The organism is Halorussus vallis (assembly GCF_024138165.1).
GTDB classification, from domain to species: Archaea; Halobacteriota; Halobacteria; order Halobacteriales; family Haladaptataceae; genus Halorussus; species Halorussus vallis.
This window is the reverse complement of the sequence record NZ_CP100000.1, coordinates 1,680,695-1,700,535: the sequence shown is the minus strand read 5'-3', so window position 1 is coordinate 1,700,535 and position 19,841 is coordinate 1,680,695. Positions and strand designations below refer to the sequence as shown.

Annotated in this window: 13 protein-coding genes and 1 pseudogene; 4 read left to right on the top strand and 10 right to left on the bottom strand. The window is 55.6% G+C overall.

The features are described from left to right. Nucleotides 1-28: 28 nt before the first annotated feature. The 3 genes from NGM07_RS08695 to NGM07_RS08685 form a co-directional block, all read right to left on the bottom strand. A complete protein-coding gene (locus tag NGM07_RS08695; RefSeq protein ID WP_253519531.1) occupies nucleotides 29-1,540 on the bottom strand; it encodes an amidase in 1,512 nt (503 codons plus the stop codon). A gap of 116 nt (nucleotides 1,541-1,656) precedes the next feature. After that, nucleotides 1,657-1,803 (bottom strand): VOC family protein, encoded by a 147-nt coding sequence (locus NGM07_RS08690; protein ID WP_253519529.1) that lies wholly within the window; start codon nucleotides 1,801-1,803, stop codon nucleotides 1,657-1,659. Between the two features lie 217 nt (nucleotides 1,804-2,020). Then, nucleotides 2,021-3,562, bottom strand: coding sequence for a hypothetical protein (locus NGM07_RS08685; RefSeq protein ID WP_253519526.1), 1,542 nt, complete (start codon nucleotides 3,560-3,562; stop codon nucleotides 2,021-2,023). A gap of 1,203 nt (nucleotides 3,563-4,765) precedes the next feature. On the opposite strand from NGM07_RS08685, the gene NGM07_RS08680 reads away from it, so the two are divergent. Next, a complete protein-coding gene (locus tag NGM07_RS08680; protein WP_253519523.1) occupies nucleotides 4,766-7,138 on the top strand; it encodes an STT3 domain-containing protein in 2,373 nt (790 codons plus the stop codon). A 153-nt stretch (nucleotides 7,139-7,291) separates the two neighbouring features. On the opposite strand, the pseudogene NGM07_RS08675 reads toward NGM07_RS08680, so the two are convergent. The 4 genes and pseudogenes from NGM07_RS08675 to NGM07_RS08660 form a co-directional block, all read right to left on the bottom strand. After that, a pseudogene (locus tag NGM07_RS08675) lies at nucleotides 7,292-7,981 on the bottom strand (UDP binding domain-containing protein); the annotation flags it as partial. Nucleotides 7,982-8,431: 450 nt separating this feature from the next. Next, complete coding sequence (locus NGM07_RS08670; protein ID WP_253519518.1) at nucleotides 8,432-9,409, bottom strand: glycosyltransferase family 2 protein; 978 nt, start codon at nucleotides 9,407-9,409, stop codon at nucleotides 8,432-8,434. Continuing rightward, nucleotides 9,406-10,164: an ABC transporter ATP-binding protein gene (locus NGM07_RS08665; RefSeq protein ID WP_253519515.1), complete on the bottom strand. Its 759-nt coding sequence runs from the start codon at nucleotides 10,162-10,164 to the stop codon at nucleotides 9,406-9,408. Before NGM07_RS08665 ends, NGM07_RS08670 begins: the two co-directional genes overlap by 4 nt. Continuing rightward, nucleotides 10,164-10,934, bottom strand: coding sequence for an ABC transporter permease (locus NGM07_RS08660; protein ID WP_253519513.1), 771 nt, complete (start codon nucleotides 10,932-10,934; stop codon nucleotides 10,164-10,166). The genes NGM07_RS08665 and NGM07_RS08660 overlap by 1 nt, the downstream gene beginning before the upstream one ends. A 122-nt stretch (nucleotides 10,935-11,056) precedes the next feature. Between NGM07_RS08660 and NGM07_RS08655 the strand changes: the two genes are divergently transcribed. The 3 genes from NGM07_RS08655 (at nucleotide 11,057) to NGM07_RS08645 (ending at nucleotide 17,162) form a co-directional block, all read left to right on the top strand. After that, nucleotides 11,057-14,536: an FkbM family methyltransferase gene (locus tag NGM07_RS08655; protein ID WP_253519511.1), complete on the top strand. Its 3,480-nt coding sequence runs from the start codon at nucleotides 11,057-11,059 to the stop codon at nucleotides 14,534-14,536. Between the two features lie 105 nt (nucleotides 14,537-14,641). Continuing rightward, on the top strand, nucleotides 14,642-16,075 hold the full coding sequence (locus NGM07_RS08650) for a sugar transferase (protein WP_253519508.1): 1,434 nt from the start codon (nucleotides 14,642-14,644) through the stop codon (nucleotides 16,073-16,075). 13 nt (nucleotides 16,076-16,088) lie between these two features. Then, complete coding sequence (locus tag NGM07_RS08645) at nucleotides 16,089-17,162, top strand: glycosyltransferase family 2 protein (protein WP_253519507.1); 1,074 nt, start codon at nucleotides 16,089-16,091, stop codon at nucleotides 17,160-17,162. On the opposite strand, the gene NGM07_RS08640 is transcribed toward NGM07_RS08645, so the two are convergent. The 3 genes from NGM07_RS08640 to NGM07_RS08630 form a co-directional block, all read right to left on the bottom strand. Next, nucleotides 17,146-18,075, bottom strand: a complete 930-nt coding sequence (locus NGM07_RS08640) for an NAD-dependent epimerase/dehydratase family protein (protein ID WP_253519505.1) — start codon at nucleotides 18,073-18,075, stop codon at nucleotides 17,146-17,148. The two genes, NGM07_RS08645 and NGM07_RS08640, sit on opposite strands and share 17 nt — an antisense overlap. 193 nt (nucleotides 18,076-18,268) lie before the next feature. Beyond that, nucleotides 18,269-19,342 (bottom strand): glucose-1-phosphate thymidylyltransferase, encoded by a 1,074-nt coding sequence (locus NGM07_RS08635; RefSeq protein ID WP_253519503.1) that lies wholly within the window; start codon nucleotides 19,340-19,342, stop codon nucleotides 18,269-18,271. A gap of 3 nt (nucleotides 19,343-19,345) precedes the next feature. After that, nucleotides 19,346-19,816: a dTDP-4-dehydrorhamnose 3,5-epimerase family protein gene (locus NGM07_RS08630; RefSeq protein ID WP_253520168.1), complete on the bottom strand. Its 471-nt coding sequence runs from the start codon at nucleotides 19,814-19,816 to the stop codon at nucleotides 19,346-19,348. Between the last annotated feature and the right edge of the window lie 25 nt (nucleotides 19,817-19,841).

The following is a 19,841-nucleotide window of genomic DNA, read 5'->3' as shown; positions in this document are numbered from 1 at the left end:
CCCCTTCGACCGCTGCTCTACATACCGTTCACGCACTCTCGCCGAAGCCCTCGGGCGGCCGTCGGTGGTTCGTCGTTTGTTCGTACGCGTACGCGAGTTCGAACAGCCGAGATTCAGAGAACGCTCGGCCCAGGAGTTCAACGCCGACTGGCAGCCCGTCGTCCGTGAAGCCGGCCGGAACGACGATCGACGGCAAACCCGTGTGGGCGGCCAACTCGCAGTTCATCTCTTCGAACGGTTGGTTCTCGGGAATCTCCACAGGCGGAATCGTCGACGGCGGATACAGGAGTGCGTCGAGGTCTTGCTCGACCAGTCGGCGTTCGATGTCGACCGCGAGCCGCCGCCGTCGTTCGAGCCGCCGGAGGTATCCCGTGTTCTGCTCGAGCGCCTCGACGTCGATATCGAGAATTCCGGCAGCTTCGATGCGGGCCTCGACCGCCGGTGCAATCGTCCCCGACTCGACGATTTCTCCCAGTGAGTCGTACGGCGGGTCGTCCAGCGCCGCCAGATAGCGGTCGACGTCACGCTCGAACTCGTACTGGAGGACGCGAGCTGATTTCAGGTAGTCGGTGTCCGCGACTGCGACGGGGTCGACGACCGTCGCGCCCGCCGCCTCCAGTTCTTCGATGGCGTGCTCGATGACGGCAGTCACCTGCTCGGCCGCTGCCTCATGGGTGCTCGTCTCGTTCTGCAATCCAAAGAACTGGCGGACGACGCCGATTCGCGCACCGTCGAGTCCGCGCTCGTCGAGGTGGGAGACGTAGCCGTCTTCGGGGACCCGCCCGACGCCCTGCGCAGTGACGGGGTCGTCCGGGTCGTAACCGCTCATCGCGTCCAGCAGCCGTGCGGCGTCCGCGACGGTCCGCGTGATGGGGCCGGCCGTGTCCTGGGTCTCGCTCAGGGGGACGATACCGGTCCGACTGACAAGTCCCCTAGTGGGTCGAACGCCGACGAGGTTGTTGAACGCGGGCGGCGACCGCACCGACGAACACGTGTCTGAGCCCGTGCCGACCGCCCCGAGGTTCGCCGCGATCGCCGCGGCCGTCCCGCCACTCGACCCCGAGGGACGCCGGTCGAGCGCGTAGGCGTTACGGGTTTCGCCGCCGAGCGAACTGATGGTGTCAACGCCGAAGGAGAACTCCTGGAGGTTCGTCTTCGCAAGGACAATGGCGCCAGCATCACGGAGTTGGTCGACGATGAACGCATCTCGGGGTGGCACGGATTCGGCGAGCGCCTGCGCCCCCGCCGTGGTGGGCATGTCGTGGGTGTTCTGGTTATCCTTCACGAGTATGGGCACGCCGTGCAGCGGGCCGACGAGGCCGTCGGTTTCGAAACGGGAGTCGAGGTGTTCCGCTCGCACGCGGGCGTCGTCGTTCACGGTCAGAATCGCGTTCAGTTCGTCGTCGTACGCCTCGATTCGTTCGAGGTAGCGCTCGACGAGCGCCTCGGCGGTGAGTGTTCCTGCCTCGAAAGCGGTGTGGATATCGTCGACGGTGGCCTCACAGAGGTCGAACGAGTCGCGGTCGGGCGTCGCGGACATACGTTGCTACGTCGTACCAAGCCAATCGCCAAATAGTATCGGTCCGTGGTGGGTCGGTGGCTTCGACGCTGCTTGGCACTCGGGAGTCCTCTCGTTCGTGGCGGACCACACTGGTTTCAGTGAATCTTGAGTTCGACCCGCCGTCCGTCCGGGTCGCGGACGTACGCCGCCCATGCGCGGCCGTACGCCCCGTATCGTTCGTGGTTGAACGCGTGACCGAACGTGTACGCGACGATGACGTGATAGAGAGGCAGAGATCGCAACACGAAGGTGGTAGCGTGCTGTCGATTGCGAACTGCCACTCGGGCGTAGGGATTGTCCAGAAATATCCGTCGGCAGAACGCGTGGAGGAGTGACTTCTCGGGACTGCGGATGCCACGCCGACAAAAATCCTCGAAATGGAACTGCATCACCGGTGTCGAGACGACCTGAACCCACGAGCAAAAGATCGGGGTGCGTACGGGATCGGCGCGAGCGAAATCAGGGGTACTCGTTGCCCCACGCGCGGTAGTCGTCGACGCCGTCGAGTTCGATGCCGTTCTCGATGGTGCTGTTCTTGACGAGGATGTCGCTACCGTCTTTGAGGCAAACACCCTTGTTGCCGTTGTTCGTCTCGGCGCGGATGGACTCGATCCAGGCGTCACTGCCGACGTTGTAGACCGCAGTATCGCTGCCGACGAAGTTGCTGTCGTAGATGAGGGCGTCGTCACCGTTGTTGACGAGCGCGCGCCGCAGGCTCGATCCCGTCTGGCGGACGTCGACCGCGCGGTACTTCACGTTGTCGCGGTTGCTCCAGATGCCCGCGCGGTTCGTTTCGTGGCCCGCATCGCCGGTAATCTTCGTCTGTTCGATGAGGACGCGCTCGGGGTCGTCGCCCGCGTCTTCGATGCGGATGGCCGGCCCGCCGGCGGTGTCGAAGTCGATGGTACTCTCGTCGATGGTGACGCTTCCGGTGCTGGGACTGATGTTGATTCCGCGCGTGACGATATCGCCGCGGACGACGATGTCGGTCCGGTCGATGTGGACGTTGCTGGGGCGAATCGTGCGGATGGCGGCCCCGTTCGGCTGCGTGATGTTGACGGTGGACCCGTAGACACGCACGTCGCCGTGCTCAAGTCGGATACCGATTTGATTCGTGTTCTGGCCGCCGCCATCGTTGACCTCGACGGTCGCCCCCGAGACGTAGCTCTTCGGGCCGCCGAGGCGGATGTTGGAGCCGTAGCTGTTCTCGTAATGGCCGCCCTCGACGCGGACCTGTCCGCCGTCGCTCAGGGCGTAGAGACCGTTGTCGGGGAAGCTGCCGAGCGAGCAGTTCTTGAACGTAATCTGGCCGCGGTTGTAGTGGTTACAGAGGATGCCTGTCGGGCCACGCCAAAGATTACCCTCGTTGGGCGTATTGTGGACCCACGCGCCGCCGTCGGGGGCGTTGAAGTTCTCGACGATACCGCTACCGTCGGCGTCGTTGACGCAGAAGCGTCCGGGCCCCTTCACACCGCTATCGTGTTTACCCACGACGTTCACGTCGCGGACCTCCAGTCCGTCGGCGATGTCGGCCTCGATGACGCGCAGCCCCGTGTTGTCGGCGGTCTGGTCGACGGTGAACCCCTCGAAGAGCAGGTCGCGGCCCGGTCGGTAGTGAATGCCGAGGCGGAACATCCGCCAGTTGCCGCCGTCGTCGCGGTAGTTCGAGTAGTCGGCGGGCACGAGCGTCGCGCCGTCGCCGACCATCCCGAAGTTGTCGAAGCCGGTGAATCGGAACTGCCGGTCGACGTAGTAGCGTCCCTCGGGGAAGTAGAGCAGCGTGTCGTCGTCGGTGTGCTCGTTCAGGACGCCCGTGATGGGTTCGTCGCCGTTGGGGTCGGCGCCCGCGTCGGTGACGTCGACGATGGTGCCGAACCGATCCTCGTAGTCGCTCGGCGAGCGCGCGCTCGCGTTCGCGCTCGCCAGCGGGGCGGCCAGCCCCGCGGCGGCGATTCCTTTTAGAACAGACCGTCGCGTTCGCCCGGTCGAAGTCGCAGACAACGTAGAAGCTCCGCCCTCGTTCGCTACGTCAGACGAGTCTGAGTTTTTCGTTTCAGTCTGCGAGAACTTCGTATCGGAAGCCATTGATACAGCAGAGCCAATACAGGCCGCTTCCGAAATGCTGTGCCTTCAATTGGGCGCTCATTATTTTACGCCTTAGTACCTCCGATATTCCTTCTACGGTGTTAACGAATAGAACTGACCAAGTTTGTGGATTATCTACACCTTCTGGAACACCACGGCTATCCCCATTCGTTCCTTCTGCTTCTCGTCAAAACGTCTGCTTCTGGCGCTGTAACCCTCGTTACGAAACCACCCGATTTCCGGGAGTATGACTGTGGAAAGGGGTGTAGCGTACTGAAATCGAGGTTCGAGAGAGCAGGTGTTCCGGCACGTGCATGCCAGGCAGTTTTTTGGCTGTTCTGACGGCAGAGATGGACTATCTGCACTGATTCGAGGTTCGAACGTGCCTAAGGTAGTATGTGGAACCACCTTCGAATGCGATGTGGAGCGCGCCGAAACTCGAATTTGACGGTACATCCCCGGTATCTGTGTCGAATTCCGGGGTTTCAGCCTAAAGAATCGCCGATTACTCCACATAACGCGAATGCACAGATCCGCCGTGAGAGGGCCACATTCTCGGATAAATGCTCGTTCCGGCGAATGAGTGGGTATCGCCGTTTAGCGAACAGACTACTCTCCCAAAGGAAGGATCGGGGGATACACCCACACTTCTGTGTCGATTTCGGGCAATTCGGCCCTCAGCGATTCGTTCACCCGTAAAAATCCGTGCTGGACGTTTAGGCCTTCTCTCTTCAATCTACGGATTGACGTACCGACGCGCGCGGTGCGACAGACAAACTGACCACCTCCATATTTCTACACCCCTACCCTACAACCGTTCTCCCGGAAGAATTGGAGGGTGTAGCGAAGTTCTAGCTGCGCTAGTGTGCCTCTCGTCGGTTCTGTGAGTTCGAAACGACGTTTGAGGGGGTGTAGAATTTCTCTCTGCCCCGCGACTTTTCCGCGGCGAATACCTTCACTCAGGACAAAATAGTAAGCGGACGGCCGACGGGACCTCGGGCGTGGTCACGAGGACGGTGCAATCTTCTGCCGTGTAGAGCTCGAGAATCCGCGGGGTCAAACCGCTCCTCTAGGTGATTGTCGCAGGTTTTATACTACCCTCACAGCATGCGAACATCAATGACTGAAGCTCGGGAGGCGACCGACGACCTCCTCGCGGAGAAACCGGGAGTCGAAGCCGACCTCCGGGAGGTCCTTTCGGTCGACGAGCGAACCGATGGGTGGACCTTCGATGATGTGCCCCTCGACTCGGGTACCTTCGGCGAACTGGTGTCTCGGAACATCGTCTCGAAGGACGACGGCGAGTACGCGCTCTCCGACCCTCGCGGCGTGCGAGCGAGCTTGGACGGCGAACCGGCGTCTGAGGATGGTGAGAAGGGAACTTCGGTGCCGCTCCCATCGCTATCGCTTCCCTCTATTTCGCGCGAGACGGCAGTCGCGCTCGGGGGTGCCCTGGCGTTCGTTGCACTGATGCGAGCATACATCATCTCGAACGTCTTTCGCGGGAAGTACGTCGTACTCTCTTCGAATGACCCCTACTACTACCGCTACTGGGTTGACCAGCTCGCGGTCGAAGCGAGTGGCGTCTTCGACTTAAGCGTGCTGTCGGGGCTTCCCGGGGAAGTTGCGAAGGGTGAGCCGCTGATGGTCGCGACGCTGTGGTGGCTGACGAACCTGTTCGGGGCCGAGGCGTCGGGGTGGGTGCTCGCGTGGTATCCGGTGGTGGCGGGCGTGATCGTTGGTGTCTTGGTCTACGCACTGGCGGTTCGCGTGACCGACGACCGGCGAATCGGCGTTGCGTCGGTGTTGATGCTGGCGACGGTTCCGGGCTTCGCGTATCGAACTGGGCTCGGGTTTGCTGACCACCACGCCTTCGACTATCCGTGGCTCGCGCTGACCGCGCTGTCGTTGGTCTGGCTCTCGAACGTTTCGGAGGATGAGCTTCGAGAGCCGAAGACGTGGCTTGCTTCGGGCGTGCTGGGGATCGCGGTCGCCGGACAGGTAATGTCCTGGGAGGCAGGACCACTTCTGATTGGAGCGCTCGGTTTCTACGTCGCAGTTCGAGTACTTGCGGACGTTCGCGCTGGACGTTCGCCGGTGGTCGCGAGTGCGCCCATCGCCGCAGGACTCGCAGTGGCGACCGTGTTCACGCACTTGGCGCACACCGGATTCGGCTGGCACACTGACGTAGTGACGTACTCCCCCGCGCTGTTGTTGGTCGGCGTCCTCGGTGTCTCGGTACTTGCAGAGGCGATTTACCGTGCTGAGATGCCCGCGTTCGTTCTCGGCGCGGCCGAAGTTGCAGGGGTGCTTGGAGGGTTAGTCGTTCTTCAGACACTGTTACCGACATACGGCGACCGACTGAACCAGCAGTTCGGTGTCCTGCTCGGTAACGGTGGCGGTGCGGCCGAAGCTCAGTCGCTGATGGGCGGAACGCTCGGCTTCCTGCTCGGCCCGCCGCTCGAACTCGGACTTGCGTGGTTCGTCGGACTGCCGATTCTCGTCTGGGGACTGGTATATGGTTACCAGCGCCGTGACGAGGGCTGGCTTGTCGTGACGACCTACGCCACATGGTTCCTCACGCTCGCGCTGTTCCAGCGGCGCTTTTCGGGCGAATTGTCGTCGTTCCTCGCCGTACTCGCCGGCGTCGGCTTCGTCTGGTTCGCGGCGAAACTCGACATCGTAGCGCTTCCCGCATTCGTTCGTAAAAAGAGCAGCCGTCCGGGCGAGGAGGAAACTCGTGTTTCGCTGCCCTCGTTCGACACCCTCGACCGAGAGACGGTCGCACCGCTGGTCGTCCTCTTCCTGCTCGTCTCCAGCGTCGGGGCCGTCCAGACGTCGGTGAAACACGAGCAGGTCAAGATCAATGGGGATCAGTTCCAGGCTGCGGCGTGGATGGCGGACTACTCCGACGAGAACGGGATGGAGTACCCCCAGAACTTCGTCCTAAGCAAGTGGGGGCGAAACCGGATGTACAACTACTTCGTGAATGGAGAAGCCCGATCGTATCGGTACGCCCAGCACAGCTACCGTGAATTCCTCGCTTCACAAAATCCCGAAAAGCAGTATCAGAAACACCGCAATCGAGTCGGCTTCGTCGTCACGAAGGACCTGAACCTCGTTCGGGAAGCTCCAAAGAAGTCGATGTACGTCCGCCTCCACAGGAACTTCGGCATGCGAACCGCGACCGACGAAGGGCTTTCGCATTACCGCGCGATGTTCGCTAGCGACGACGGCTCCGTGAAGGTTTTCGCGCTCGTTCCCGGCGCAAACGTTACTGGCGAGGCGTCGCCGAATGAGACGGTTCGACTCTCGAAGCAGGTGAACGTCGACGGTACATCATTCACTTACACTAAATCGACTCAAACAAAGGCAGACGGGTCGTTCTTGATTACGGTACCATACCCGGGGACCTACTCCATCGGCGATCGGTCGGTGACGGTCCCCGAGTCAGCAGTTCAGAACGGCGGGAACGTCAGCGTCTCAGCGTAGCTGGTAGACCGTTCTTCTGTATCGTACTGCTCGTTGCAAGTCTTCTTCAAGGTGTACCTCCGCTGTTGAGACGAGGCAAGCTTCAATGCGTTGGGACGGGACTCAGAGAATGGAATCCTTCTGCTTCTCAGGTGACCGTTCAGAGATATAACTTCACCAAGTCAATCCCTCGTAGGTAATTCCCTTTCGTTGTTCGATCACCCGACGTCTGTCCACGACCACCGGGTCGGCCATCGCGTCGAACTCCTCGTTGAGCGCGGCGATCTCGTCCCAGTCGGTGACAACGACCGCACCGTCGAGTGTCGTGGAGGCTAACGGTGTGCGCACCCTGTTGGGGAAATGCTGGCCCATGTTTTCGGTCGCAACTGGGTCGTAGCCAACGACCTCGACACCGCGCTCCTGCAGACCTTCGAGAACGGGAATCGCCCGGGGGTTTCGAACGTCGTCGATGCCGGGTTTGAATGCGAGTCCTGGGACTGCCGCACTCGTACCCCCGAGGTTGATGTGTGATTCAAGAAGGTCGATTAGGTGCTCGGGTTGCTTCTCGTTCACTTCGACGGTGGCCTCTAGCAGTGAAGGCTCGTACCCAGCGTCGCGGGCAGCCGCGCTCATCGCGGCCGTGTTCTTGGGGGAGCAATTGGCGCCCAGCCGACGCCGCTGCGGAGGAACCGCTCGCCGATACGGCCGTCTAGACTGATTGACTCAGCGACATTGTAAGCTTCACCGTTATACTCCCTGTAGACGTTCTTGAGTTCGTTGATTAGCCTTGGTCGCGAAGAATGTGTTGTTGGCGTACTTGGTCATCTCCGCTTACCGAAGGCCCGTTTCGACCACCGTGGAATCTGATGCCGATTCCACTAGGAGTTGAAGATGGCCGCGCGTAATTTCGGTTTCCGTCTTCCGGACTATTCCTGCACCGCCTAGTGGTCTAATTGGTTTGATTGCGAATTTCCCTGCCGTTCAGTGCTTCCTCTTGACGGTCGTTTCGGTGTTTCGACGCTTGCCCGTGACCGTGCTATTGAGGCGAAACTCCATGTGGCCATGATGACGGTCGTGGTCATCGTCGTGCTTAATCTGATTTCGCAGTTCAAGCCGTGGCTGCGCCGGATACTTGATACAGTGTGAACCATAGTGGAATTCACGACAACTACGTCTAGGTCGTCGTTGGCGCCGAACAATTATGCGCCAGCCTATGTGATACGAACATGCGGCTGGGGTGAAGATCCAGTGTCGGACCCTTTAATCTGAGTACATTCAATAGTCCGAGGCCGTCGAGCGAAGCTTGGAGAACCGTTACAGTCTTTGGAGTTTATTTATGATTTTGCTTACCAACCCATGGCTTTGTATTTGCGAACTGATTTCCATCGACTCTACTTGGCGTCTCTGCTGTATTTCTCGCCGCTTTTGAAGAAGGGTTGGTAACGCCATCAAAGCGTGGCATTTAGCTCGGAAGAATGCTCTCCATTGGCCGACGAAGGTAAAATAGAAACAGGCAATCGCGTTGTAGAGGAGGTGTCTGGGGAGGTATTGAATGAGAAGTCGGGATGGGAGGTTCTTCACAAAGACGTATTCCAAATTGCGCTGTCCGTGATACACGTACGTTTCGCTGTTCTCACCGATGGTAGAACTGAGGTGGTGATACACCACAGCATCAGCGACGAAGAGACACCGGTATCCTCTCAGTCGCGCTCTGAAGCCCAAGTCGACATCCTCGTAGCTCAGGAAGAAGTCCTCGTCGAACAGTCCGACGTCTTCGAGTAACTCTCTGCTATAGAGTGCAGCGCCTGCGCACGCGCCGAAGACCTCCTCATAATTCTTGAACTTCTCGGCATCGTCAAGGTGGCCTCTCTTTCCCGCAACTCCTAGCGTTGAGTAGTAGTCCCCACACGTGTCGACGACATCCCGGTCGTCGTAGAGAAGCATCTTGGAAGCGAAAAAGTCCGCATCGGTCGTTTCCGCAGCGTCAACTAATTCGGCCAGCCATTTGGAGTCGACGACCGTATCGTTGTTGAGTAACGCTATGTAATCGCCGTTTGCTCGCTTAATACCGGCGTTGTTCCCGCCACAGAATCCCTGATTCTCTTCTAGTTCTACTACCGTGATAGTGGGAAAATTATGCTCAACGAAGGAGACACTTCCATCGGTGGAGCCGTTATCAACGACGATTGTCTCGAAGTCGGTAAACGACTGGGCTTGGAGCGACTCTAGACATGGTCCGAGGTACTCTCTCCCGTTCCAGTTGACGATAATAACGCTGACGGTAGGGTTCATAGTTCTCTCACTTGAGCGTCAGCATCCGTTTCTAGAATACCTGCGTACTTTGCGAGAACCGTATCAGAGGGACCGACGTCTACTACTTCACCGTTTTCGAGTAGACAAACGCGCGAACAGAGTTCTCGCACCTGTGCCGCGCTGTGGGAGACGAAAAGTATCGTTTTCCCATCCCGCTGTAATTGGTTTATCTTTTCCATACATTTTTCTTGGAACTTTTCGTCACCGACGGCGAGCACCTCGTCAATGAGGAGTACATCGGGGTCAATATGGACGGCTATGGAGAAGCCTAGACGCATCTTCATTCCGCTAGAGTACGTCTTGATTGGTTCCTCAATGAACTCACCGAGTTCGGAGAACGCCACGATGTCGTCGTAGATGCGATCTATATCATCTCTTCCCAGTCCATATAGCGAAGCATTGAGATATAGGTTCTCTTTACCGGTGAGGTCCGGGTTGAATCCGACACCGAGGTTGATAATTGGAGCTACGACTCCATCAATGTCGATTGACCCTTCGGTCGGCGTTAGGATTCCGGCAACCAACTTAAGAAGGGTGCTCTTTCCGGAACCGTTAGCGCCGACGATACCAAACGTTTCCCCCTTCTGTACGTCAAGACTGACGTTCTGCAAGGCCCAGAACTGTTCGCGCGTAATTCGGTTTCGTAGCGCATTCATCACGAATGTTTTCAGATTCTGCTCACGCTGTAACGTAAATCTCTTCGAGAGATTCTCGATATGGATAGCTCTCCTCATTATATTTCCTCCGCGAAATAAGGAGAGTATCTCTTAAAAACCAATGATCCGACGATGAGCGAGAGGGTGGTCCAGAACAACATGGACTCAACGTAATTTAGTTGCGGAAACTCAGCTCTGTAGAAGATCGACTGATACGAAATCACGAACGGAGCGAACGGATTCAGCATATATATAAAACGGAAGTTCCCCGGCACGAGCGACATTTCATACACAATCGGAGTCATCCAAAATAGTGGACGAATGATGATCTCGACAATGTGTTCAAGATCTCGGAACAGGACGGTGCCTGCAGAAAGCGTCAGACATATTCCGTAGAGAAAAATGAACTGTAAGAGCAGAACGGCCGGAAATGCCAGTATCGCCATCGAGAGGTCAGCCCCGAAGAAGAGAAACGCAATCGGGAAAAAGACGGTGAGCGTCAGAAGGAACTCCACGAAGTTGAACAAGAGGTCAGCTAGCGGCATAATCCCACGAGGGAATGACATATTTTTCACTAAACCTGAATTCCCTAGAATTGAGGTAGTTGAACCTTGCATGGTTGAGGCAAAGAACATCCATGGGAACAATCCGGAGACGAGATAGAGCGTGAAGTTTTCGATCGGTACAGAGAGAATCACGTTGAAAGCGAGTGTGTAGACGAGAACAAGCGAAATCGGGTTGATGAGGGACCAGGCGAATCCGAGTATCGACCACCGATACTTGAGCTTAAAGTCCTTTCTGACGAGATTTTTTATCAACTCCCGATACTCGTACATATTAGCGATCATCGGTACACCACTTCCGTTCTCCCTCAGTCACTTTAGCGTTTCTTAACTGTATGAGTGCTCCTGATTCCAGTTCGATGAGACCGACAGCTTTTAATCCGATCGTTTCTATCGTGGACTGCAATATGGCACAGCAGATTAACTGCCGATACGGGCAACTCTTGGCTTTTGAGGCTGACTCCGTCATAGGTCGTTCGCTTGAAGCATATGGGGAGTGGGCGGAACTTGAACTCGAATTACTCTCAGAGTTCGTCAGCCCAGGAGATACCATCGTCGACGCGGGTGCATTTATCGGGACACACAGTCTGGCGTTTGCTGACTACGTCGGTCAAGAAGGAACTGTCTACGCCTTCGAGCCGCAGAAGGAATATTTTGAGTTACTGCGACGGAACGTCGAACTAAATAATCTCACAAACGTCGAAGTCTTCAACGAGGCGTTATCTGACCAACAAGGGAATCTACAGATAGACGATGTCGAAGTGGAAGAGAATCAGAACTTCGGCGCCAACGAGCTTGATGGCGCTATCGAGCATGCAACCAGTTCGACGTCGGTCGAAGTGAGTACACTCGACGACTTGGACCTCGCCGATTGCAAACTCCTCAAACTCGATGTTGAGGGGGCTGAGGCCGACATCCTTCGAGGAGGGGATGAAACCATCCGTGCTCACAAGCCGGTGGTGTTCGCCGAATGTAACTCCGTAGATAAAGGATGGGAAGTCGTGGAGGCGATGTCCGATTTCGGATACGACACCTTTCTATACCACGCCGACGCCTACAATCCGTCGAATTACAAAGGAAACTCGAAGAATTTCTTCGGGGAGGCGAAAGAAACGGGGATACTTGCGGTTCCTAATCATTCGGAGTTATCCGATTGTAGGAAAGAATCGGAACTCATCCCGGTATCGACAATAGATGATCTCGTTCTCGGACTATTAAAGAAACCACAATACAAACACGAGGTATTAAAAAAGACGACGGCGAGCCAACGACTAAATTCCGACTTCTTCCTTAACGAACCGGAGGTCCAACAGCTACGCACCAATTTTGAGGAAGACATCGACGAATTGGAATGTCGGACAGCGGAGCAGGATACAACAATTGACGAATTGCGAGACGAGTTACGATCAAAGAGCAACACCGTCGACGAACTGCAAGGCGAGTTACAATCAAAGAGCGACACCGTCAACGAACTAAGAGACGAACTCCATCAAGTCAAGCACAGTAAGGCGTGGCATCTCATACAGAAGTACCGTTCGTTCGTGGAGCGGGCGCTTCCGAACGACAGTTTTCGTCGTCGGAGCTATCACCGACTCACGGAAGGGGTTCTCTCTGCTGACCAGACGGTGAGCGAGTATCGGCGACTCTCCTCTAAAGGATACAGAATACTCAAACACGGCGGGGCGCGAGAATTTGCCCGTCGATTTGATTCTTGGCGAAAGCGAGACGCGACCGCCGGAACAAGCGACGAAGAGGTGAATTCGGAGGTGGCCTGTGACGGGACGTATCTGCGGAATCTTTGCAGTAGATCGAATAGAACTGCTCAATCTCGTTCCGAAATGGTCGACATCATCGTGCCAGTGTACAATGCGTTCGACGACACGAAGCGATGCCTCGAAAGCGTTCTCGAGAACTCAAGCAACTGTCGGCTCATCGTCGTCAACGATGCTAGCCCGGACGAGCGCATCGAGAAGTTGTTGTCGTCTCTCCGCGACGTGCCGGAGCGGGACATCACGGTTAAAACGATAGAGAAGTCGGAGAACGATGGCTTCGTCAAGACAGTCAACGAGGCTGCGACCTACGCCGAGAATCACTTCGTCATACTCAACACGGATACTGTCGTCCCGGAGGGTTGGTTGGATCGGCTGTTCAAGCCCATCTTCGACAGGCCCACGCAGGTCGCGAGCGTGACTCCGTTCTCTAACGCCGCGACGCTGGCAAGTTTCCCGGAGTTCCAGGAGGACAACCCGCTGTTCAAAGAACTCTCGACCGAGACGCTCGACGGGTATTTCCGGGAGTACGGCCCCGAAAAGACGTACGAGATCCCGACAGGAGTCGGCTTCTGCATGGCGTTCAACTGCAACGTCGTCAAGGAAATCGGACTGTTCGATGCCGAAACCTTCGGACGGGGATATGGCGAAGAGAACGACTGGTCTCGACGCGCCCATAAGCGAGGATTCGAGAACGTGCTCGCTCCGAACCTGTTCGTTTTCCACGAGCACGGTGCGTCGTTCGGCGAGGAGAAACAAGAACTCCTGGAGAAGAACCTCAACAACCTCCTCGAAAAGCATCCTGAGTATCAGCGCGTCATCGACAAGTACAACGACCGAAATCCGCTCAAAGAGGTCCGAGAGGCGCTCAAAGTGATTATTGATTCGGACACGTCCGAGAAGGAGAGCTACCTTCTCATCGACCACGACCTCGGAGGCGGTGCAAATATGTACCGTGAGACAATCGCCGAGCACCTCCAAAGCGAGGGACATCCGACGATATTGCTGACGTTCCAGTACCACGACGATCAGTTCGTTCTCGAATACATTGGCGAAGGGGTGACTCAAAAGTTTGTCTTCGACGCGTTCGAGTACGAGAATATCGAGGGTTTGAAGGACGTACTGGGGATTAACCACGTGTTTGTCAACAATGTGGTCGCATGGCCAAATCCCACGGAAGTCGTAAAGCATGTTCGCGAGCTAAATGTGCCGACGACCTGTTTCGTACACGACTACTTCTGGGTCTGTCCGAGCTGGAATCTCCTCGACGATACCGGTGAGTTCTGTGGCGTCCCGGACGATCTCGATACCTGCCGCAAGTGCCTGGAGAACAACACCCACTCCGATCACAACGTAATCTACGACGAATGCTTCGAGATTGGTGAATGGCGATGCGAGATGGGCGCACTTTTAGAGAGTTCTGATTCAATCGTCGCGTTTTCGGAGTCTTCGAGACGGATACTCGCCGACGCGTACGGCGATACAACGGAATTGACAGAAATTGAACATGGGATTACGGGAATTGACCAACTCGAACGACGCGTCCATGAATTCGATTCTGACCTGCTGACCGTCGGCATAATCGGCGCTATCGGCTATCACAAAGGGATGGATATCCTATCGACACTTGCCCAGGATGAACGCCTCGAACACCTCCCATTTGAGATTGTTGTACTCGGAGAGACAAAAGACTATCCTGCAGGATACGAAGCGGCGGGTGGTGACTTCCGGGTCCACGGTAGATACGAGGACTATGCAGATTTGAACGACCAGATAGAGCGATATGACGTCGACATATGTCTTATACCGAGTATCTGGCCTGAGACGTTCTCGTTCACCACTTCTGAAGCGATGTTACTGGGATTGCCGGTTATGTGTTTCGACATTGGTGCACCTGCGGACCGAGTTCGAGAAAATGAAGCGGGATTCATCGTTGAGGATGTATCGGCAGATGCTATTGTACAGCGTATCGAGGATATTATTTCGAACCCCGAACTTGTCGAAGCACGAAGTAGAAATACGGAAAATTACGACGCAGTAAGACCGGCGGAACACATGGAGCGATTACTCAACGAAATCATCCGGAGCGAACCGCCGCATGAACTGAAACCAAACTAGTAGGCGTAAAGTGGTCGAAGGGTGCCCAAGAGGTGGTATCAGGGGACGTACCTCAACCCCCAATGCACAGCCTTTAAGCACCTTCCAAAACCTGCGTCAGTAACGATGGTTTCCGGATTGAAGTATCGTGCATTGAGTGTGATTGGTGCGGTTCTTGGGAGTGCTTCTGCAGTCCTTCTCTCAAATCAGCCGACGGTCCAGCGGTTTTCTACTGAGTTTGTGCCAGTGTTCAATCGGTTGCCAGCAGCCGTACTGACCGGTGCTGAGTTCCGGCTAGCGTTGATATCGACCATCAGCATCACCGTCGCCAGCCTATTTCCATTATTCAAACCCCGGCCACGGCGAATTCTCGACACAATTTTCCTCACACAGAAACGGGTGGTCGTGGCGACGCTAGCGCTCGCGACCATCGGGTACTTTGACTATACCTATCGACTCCCACGTTCGACGCTGGTGCTGTTGATGGCCGTTCTGCTCGTCAGTTTACCCGTGTGGTTTGTCGGGATTCGCAATCGACCTGCCAATGAAAAAAGAGCGATCATTGTCGGTGACGATATTCACCGAATTCAGGAAGCCTACGAGGTAATCGACATCTCCGTTGTGGGTTATGTATCGTTACGTGGGTATCAAAACCATGCCGCTGAGAGTGTGCCTGAGCGCGTAGCCGTAACGGACGGAAGCGGCAGTGCTTCGGTTGACGGACTAAATTATCTCGGGGGTGTTTCCCGTCTCAACGAAATGTTAATCCAGCACGATATTGACACCGTTATTCTCGCATTCTCAAAATCGGACCGGGCGGAGTTCTTTGGGGTACTCAATACCTGCTACGAACACGGTGTCGAAGCGAAAATCCAGAGAGAACACGCCGAAAGTGTTTTAATCTCGACAGCTAGCAGCGAAAGCACGCTTGTAGATATCGATCTTGAGCCTTGGGACTGGCAAGATTACGTTCTGAAGCGAGCTTTCGATATTGGTTTCGCAACCGTTGGTATTGTTTCGTTTATGCCAGTTATTATAGTGATAGCTCTCATTCTTAAGTTCGATAGCGGTAGCCCAGTCTTATACAGCCAAGAACGAACGGCTGAGTTCGGAGACACGTTCACCGTCTACAAATTCCGGACGATGTCGTTGGAACCTGAGTCAGCAGTACCGAAAGAAGATGAGAATAATGATCGCATTACGCAAGTCGGTCAGATTCTTCGACGAACACACCTTGACGAACTACCGCAACTGTGGTCGATACTATGGGGAGAGATGAGCGTCGTCGGACCTCGTGCGGTGTGGACAGACGAGGAACAATTCCTGGAAATGACGACCAAGATGTGGCGAATGCGGTGGTTTGTCAAACCGGGACTGACGGGGCTGGCCCAGATAAACGATGTGAAGAGCACCGAACCCGCGAAAAAGCTCCGATACGACCTCGAATATATTCAGAATCAGTCGTTCTGGCTTGACGTCAAAATCGTAATTAGACAGATTTGGGCCGTGCTCTCCGAGATTTCCAGACAATTTTTGAAGGAGCGCTCCTCTTCTCGATGAGAGAACCTCCGATATGACGAAAACAAGTGTTGTAGTTGTCAACAAGGACGGAAAAGACGACCTCCAGGACTGCCTGCCGTCCCTGCTCGCCCAAACAGCCGAGGATTACGAAGTTATCGTCGTGGACAATAATTCTGACGACGGTAGCGTTGAATACGTAACCGAGGAGCATCCGGAAGTCCGTCTCGTGGTGAATGACGCGAACGAATGGTATGCAGGTGGAAACAACATTGGGTTCGCTGCCGCAAAAGGAGAGTTCATCGCCGTATTAAATCCCGATGTAGTGGTGGAAGAGGACTGGCTCGAATGTCTCGTAGCCCCACTGACTGACGGGCAGGCCGAAATCACAACGTCGAAGGTACTGTACTACGAGGATCCGAAGAAAGTGAACACTTGCGGAAATCTCGCTCACTACACCGGACTCGGGTTCTGTCGAGGGCTTGACTGCCAATCATCGGCGTACACCGAAGAGGAGGTCGTCCCCTCCGTCTCAGGTTGCGCATTTGTAATAACCCGTGAGTTGCTCGACGAAATAGGAGGGTTTGACGAAGACTTTGAGTTTTATTACGAGGACCTTGATCTGGCATGGCGCGCACGGCTTGCAGGGCGGGACGTACTATTCGTACCCAGCTCCGTCGTGTACCATAAGTACGACCGTCCGCTTCCACCGTGGCGGTTCTACAACATGGAGCGGAACAGATACTTGATTCTCTTAAAACACCTTCAGGTCCGGACGCTTATACTGCTCCTTCCCTCGCTACTCCTTACAGAGCTACTGCTCTGGGGTGTTGCGGCATTGAAGGGGTTCAGCCATGTCCTAGCAAAGCTCCGGGCGCAGTACTGGGTCATGAACAACCTCGGCGCTATTCAGAGAAAGCGAGCCGCAGTTCAACGACTTCGAAAGCGCGACGACGCAGAACTAATCGGCGACGCAACGCCCTTAATTCCGCTGGCGCGATTCGGCGTCCCTGAGCCGCTTGCGACATGGCTCTCGACGCTCCTTAAAGCGCTTTACAGCATTCCGTACGTAATAATCCTAAAGTACTACGACAGTACTAAAAATAGTGGGACTAGAGGAAGGCTCTGAATTTATCCGCTAGCTCCTCAACGCCCTGGTCCAGCGTGTAACATGTCTCGAATCCTTCGTTCCGTATTTTTTCGTCACTCACGACGTACGAGAGCTGATTCAGATGCTCAACTTCAGTGTACCCGATATCTACGTCGGGGAAGTGTGTAACGATGGCGTCCACGACATCCTGCAATCGGCCATTCTGACCGACCACGTTGTACGCCTCACCGTCCCCCAACTTGTTCGCAGCGAAGATCATCGACCGGACCGAATCGTGAACGTGCAGATACGGTCGCTTCTGATCCTCCGCGCCCTCGTACACCGTCAGTGGTTGGCCCGTCGCTGCCAATAGTGCGAACTTGTCCACCACGGTGTCGAACCGCATTCCAGTAGACCAACCGTAAACCGTTCCCAATCGTAGTCCTGTAAGACCCATCTCACCGTCGTAGCGGTCGAACATCTCCTGTTCAGCTTCCAGTTTCGCTTCCCCGTATGGTGACTCCGGGTCACATTCGAAGTCTTCCTCTATCTTCTTTTCCGTCGTCCCATAAACCGAGCAGGTGACCGCGTTAACGAACTCGGAAACATCAGCATCACGGGCCGCCTCGTAGACGTTCAACGCCCCGTCGTAGTTCACTTCCCACGTCTTCTCGGGGATGTCGAACGTCTCGGGTGCGTTGGTAATCGCCGCTAGATGGAATACCGTGTCAACGTCTTCCATCGCACTTCTTACCGCGTTTTCGTCACGGATGTCGGCTTCAACGAACTCGTAGTCCGCATACGGGGGTAGGTCCCACAACGCATGAAAACGCGGTTGGCGAAAGTTGTCTAGAATTCGGATGGTTTCCTGCGAAAACTGGGGATTGTTCGGAAGTTCCCGAATAAGTCGAGAACCGAGATACCCTAGTCCACCGGTGATGAGTGTAGTCATAATTAATCCTCCATCCTGTACTGGCTGCGATGTTCAAGTATATGTTGCTGTTCGTCCTTGTCGAAGTACGAGAACTGCAGGACAGTTTCGCAGTTTCTGCCGGGACACTTCATTTCCCGACGGTTCTCAAGGACATTTCCGGCGACGATCGTCCCACAATCCGGACAGCTGAGCGTAATGATTTTGGGCATGTTTACAGTTCTAACGATGAATTTTGGCCGACAACGAGACGTTCGCCTTCGGGTTTTTTCTCATAGTTTGTGGTGATATTAGCACGTCGGCCGATGAGGCTGTCTACGATGGTACGTTCCGCGCTAATCTCTGACTCCCCGACTACAACGCTTGACTCGATATGCGCACCGTCGATGATGCATTCGTCTCCGATGCTCGTGTACGGTCCGACGTAGGTGCCAGATTTGATTACTGTGTTCTCGCCAATCGATACTGGTCCGCGAACGATTGCCCCCTCCTCGATGATACTTCCGGCACCAAGTTGTAGACGACCGCGCACGCTCTCTTCGGCCGTAATCGTACCTCGAATTGATGATTCGATGTCATCTAACACCAGCTGGTTCGCGTGGAGCACATCCTTCGGTTTCCCGGTGTCTTTCCACCAACCCTGGACAACGTGGCTCTGAATCCGCTCACCGTCGTCGAGCAAGCCCTGAATCGCTTCGGTGATCTCGTACTCCCCGCGCCACGACTTCCCTAGAGTTTCGATTTCGTCGAAGATGGCCGGTGTAAAGACGTAAACGCCAATGAGTGCGAGGTCATTTGGTGGGTCGTCCGGCTTCTCCACTAGTTTGATTACGTCACCACCGTCGTTCACATCGACGATACCGTATCGAGAGGGATCATTGACTTTCTGAAGGCCGATTCCGGCAGCGTACTCGTCCGCGGTGAAGTCTTCGACGAGTTCCGTAATCCCGCCGCGCATCAAATCATCGCCGAGGTAGACCACAAACGAGTCATCGCCAACGAAGTCCCGCGCACATCCCACGGCGTGGGCCAGCCCGAGTGGTGCGCCCTGCACAATGTAAGTGATATTAACGCCGAAGTCGCTACCGTCACCGAAGTACGCCTGAATCTCATCACGGCCTTTGTTACCAAGGATGATTCCAATCTCGGTGATGCCGGCTTCCTTTAAGTCGTCAAGTGCGTACTCTAGAACGGGTTTATTCGCGATGGGTACAAGCTGTTTTGGACCAGTGTGGGTGATGGGCCGCAATCGGGATCCGGTCCCGCCAGCAAGAATGACGCCTTTCATGTGTTACTCGTGCGGTGGTTCTTCCCAATCGTGCGGGATTTTGTCCGTGTCATATGGCAGTCGTTCCTCATCGGGATCGTCGTAGTCGTAAAGATTCGTTGGAAAGTTGATGAGGGTCGCACGCTCATCGCCAACGACCTTGAAACCATGCCAGCAGTCACCGGGGATGCGAATCGCCTTCATATTCCCTTCCCCGATGATGTACGTATCAAGTTCACCCTGTGTCGGTGAATCGTCGCGATCATCGTAGATGCCGACCTTCACCTTCCCGTGGGGTACCACGAAATGGTCAATTTGTCCGCGGTGGTGGCGATGCCACGCGCGGATGATACCTGGGTACGATACCGAGAAGTAGGACATCGCCGGTTCGTCTCTGCCGGCATAGAAGTCCCAGTCGTCGCGCCAGATTTCTGTCAACGACCCTCGTTCGTCCGTATTAATTTGGAGGTCTTTCAACTCTACATCGTGTATCATGCTGTTCATCTGGGCATATCATCAT

Bases quoted from the DNA above. Each gene is read 5' to 3' on its own strand.
- NGM07_RS08660 (WP_253519513.1), bottom strand. From the start codon at position 10,934: ATGATCGCTAATATGTACGAGTATCGGGAGTTGATAAAAAATCTCGTC.
- NGM07_RS08640 (WP_253519505.1), bottom strand. From the start codon at position 18,075: ATGACTACACTCATCACCGGTGGACTAGGGTATCTCGGTTCTCGACTT.
- NGM07_RS08630 (WP_253520168.1), bottom strand. From the start codon at position 19,816: ATGATACACGATGTAGAGTTGAAAGACCTCCAAATTAATACGGACGAA.
- NGM07_RS08665 (WP_253519515.1), bottom strand. From the start codon at position 10,164: ATGAGGAGAGCTATCCATATCGAGAATCTCTCGAAGAGATTTACGTTA.
- NGM07_RS08680 (WP_253519523.1), top strand. From the start codon at position 4,766: ATGACTGAAGCTCGGGAGGCGACCGACGACCTCCTCGCGGAGAAACCG.
- NGM07_RS08645 (WP_253519507.1), top strand. From the start codon at position 16,089: ATGACGAAAACAAGTGTTGTAGTTGTCAACAAGGACGGAAAAGACGAC.
- NGM07_RS08655 (WP_253519511.1), top strand. From the start codon at position 11,057: ATGGCACAGCAGATTAACTGCCGATACGGGCAACTCTTGGCTTTTGAG.
- NGM07_RS08670 (WP_253519518.1), bottom strand. From the start codon at position 9,409: ATGAACCCTACCGTCAGCGTTATTATCGTCAACTGGAACGGGAGAGAG.
- NGM07_RS08635 (WP_253519503.1), bottom strand. From the start codon at position 19,342: ATGAAAGGCGTCATTCTTGCTGGCGGGACCGGATCCCGATTGCGGCCC.
- NGM07_RS08695 (WP_253519531.1), bottom strand. From the start codon at position 1,540: ATGTCCGCGACGCCCGACCGCGACTCGTTCGACCTCTGTGAGGCCACC.
- NGM07_RS08650 (WP_253519508.1), top strand. From the start codon at position 14,642: ATGGTTTCCGGATTGAAGTATCGTGCATTGAGTGTGATTGGTGCGGTT.